The organism is Bradyrhizobium sp. P2_E8, assembly GCF_056403875.1.
Window position 1 is genome coordinate 1 of sequence record NZ_JBFUES010001172.1, and the last position, 2,098, is coordinate 2,098.

2 protein-coding genes are annotated in these 2,098 nt (G+C 65.6%); both read left to right on the forward strand.

The window, feature by feature from the left end; translation table 11 throughout:
• The first annotated feature begins 86 nt into the window (after positions 1-86).
• On the forward strand, positions 87-344 hold the full coding sequence (locus AC1D00_RS38210; protein ID WP_135175302.1) for a hypothetical protein: 258 nt from the start codon (positions 87-89) through the stop codon (positions 342-344).
• Positions 345-549: 205 nt separating this feature from the next.
• The coding region (locus tag AC1D00_RS38215; protein WP_477014235.1) for a KUP/HAK/KT family potassium transporter at positions 550-2,098 on the forward strand (1,549 nt) is incomplete at its 3' end.

Below are 2,098 nucleotides of genomic sequence, written 5' to 3' on the forward strand. Positions count from 1 at the left end.
TCCGGAAACTGGCCATGGTTACTAATCCGGCCAACAAATGACGGGCCGCATACTGGGCGTAGCGGCCGCATCACAGGGGACTGTCAATGATCAAGGCTCTTTCAGCGATCGCCATCGCTGCGTGTGTTGCCGCAGCCCTCACCCTCCTGCCCGGCTTTGCCCCGACCGTCGAGGCCAGCGTGCCGCAGCCGCTCGCCAAGGCCGATCGGCTCGATATCCGCTCCATCGGCCGCGATTGCTCGCAGCAGGCCTGGCCGAATTTCGAAGCGTCCTGCCTCCGCCGTGCCGGCACCAAGGCTGACATTCGCGTGGTTCGCCTCGTGACGGCCGACCGCACCCCGTAGTCCGGTCTGTCAGTTTCGCGTCAGGTAAGCTTCCAAGATCGACGACAAGATAAACCCCATGGATATTTGCGACGTCTCGTCGCAGACTGCGTGATGCTCGCGCCCGTCGGAATGGCCCGCCGGGCGCGATCCCATCAGGGGGTCGCCATTGTCCAGTACGCCCGCAGTCGCTTCCGGCCATCATCCTGATCCACTGCCGCTTGCCATGACCATGGGCGCCCTCGGGGTGGTCTATGGCGATATCGGCACCAGCCCTCTCTATGCCCTGAAGGAAGCCGCCAAGGCGGCCGCCCGTGGGGCTACCCTCGCTCCCGATGCTGTCCTGGGGATTGCGTCGCTCATCCTCTGGGCGCTGCTGCTGATCATCTCGCTGAAATATGCGCTTTTGATCCTGCGCGCGGACAACCGCGGCGAAGGCGGCATCGTCGCCCTGCTGGCCCTGCTCCACGCCCGCAACGCCCAACCCGGCACCTGGCGCGCGCATCTTCTGGTGGTCGGCCTCGTCGGCGCCGCCCTGCTCTACGGCGACGGTGCGATCACGCCGGCGATCTCCGTGCTGAGCGCCATCGAGGGCCTCAAGGTTGACGCGCCCTCGCTTGCGCCGGTGGTGGTGCCCGTCACCGTCGTCATCCTGGTCGGGCTGTTCATGATGCAGAAGCAGGGCACCGGCTTCATCGGCCGCATCTTCGGTCCGGTGATGCTCGCCTGGTTCTTCGTGCTCGCCGCGCTCGGCATCCACGGCATCGTCCAGGCCCCCGCGGTGCTGGCCGCGCTCAGCCCGCTCTATGCCTTCGACTTCCTGATCCACCAGGATTTCCATGTCTCATTCGGCATCCTGGGTGCCGCCTTCCTCGCCGTGACCGGCGGCGAGGCCATGTACGCCGACATGGGACATTTCGGCCGTTTCCCGATCCGGCTGGCCTGGTTCGCCATCTGCCTGCCCGCGCTGGTGCTGAACTACTTCGGCCAGGCCGCGCTCCTGATCACTGATCCCTCCATGATCGAGAACCCGTTCTTCCAGCTCTGCCCAGACGCGTTGCATTACCCGCTGGTCGCCTTCTCCGCGGTCGCGACCGTGATCGCGTCGCAGGCCATCATCTCCGGCGTGTTCTCGCTGACGCAGCAGTCGATCCAGCTCGGCTTCCTGCCGCGGATGCAGATCCGCCACACCACCAGCCACGCGATCGGCCAGATTTACGTGCCGCTGGTGAACTGGCTGCTCGCGGCCGGAACGCTCGGCGCCGTGCTCTCCTTCGGCACCTCCGATGCGCTGGCCGGCGCCTATGGCATCGCGGTGTCACTGTTGATGGCGATCACCACGCTGCTCGCAGCCCTGGTCGCGATCCAGTGGGGCTATTCGCCGTGGCTCGTGGTTGCCGTGAACGGCTTCTTCTTCGTGATCRACGTGATCTTCTTCTCGGCCAATTCGATCAAGCTGTTCGAGGGTGGCTGGTTTCCGCTGCTGCTCGCGGCCCTCGTCGCGTTCCTGATGCTGACCTGGCGCGCCGGCGTGAAGCTGGTCGAGGCCGCGCGCGGAAAACTGCGCCAGCCCGAGGAGGATTTGATCGAGACCGCGGTCAACAAGTGCAGCGCCAGGCTGCCCGGCACGGCGGTGTTCCTGGCATCCGCAGCGAGGGGCGTGCCGCTGGCGCTGACCCAGTTCGTCAATCACAACCACGTCCTGCATGAACGTATCGTCCTCGTCACCGTCCTGATCGAGGAATCGCCGCATATCAGCGACGAGGACCGCACCG

What these genes read in the sequence shown, in the direction of transcription:
- AC1D00_RS38210 (WP_135175302.1), top strand. Translation starts at nt 87, where the DNA reads ATGATCAAGGCTCTTTCAGCGATCGCCATCGCTGCGTGTGTTGCCGCA.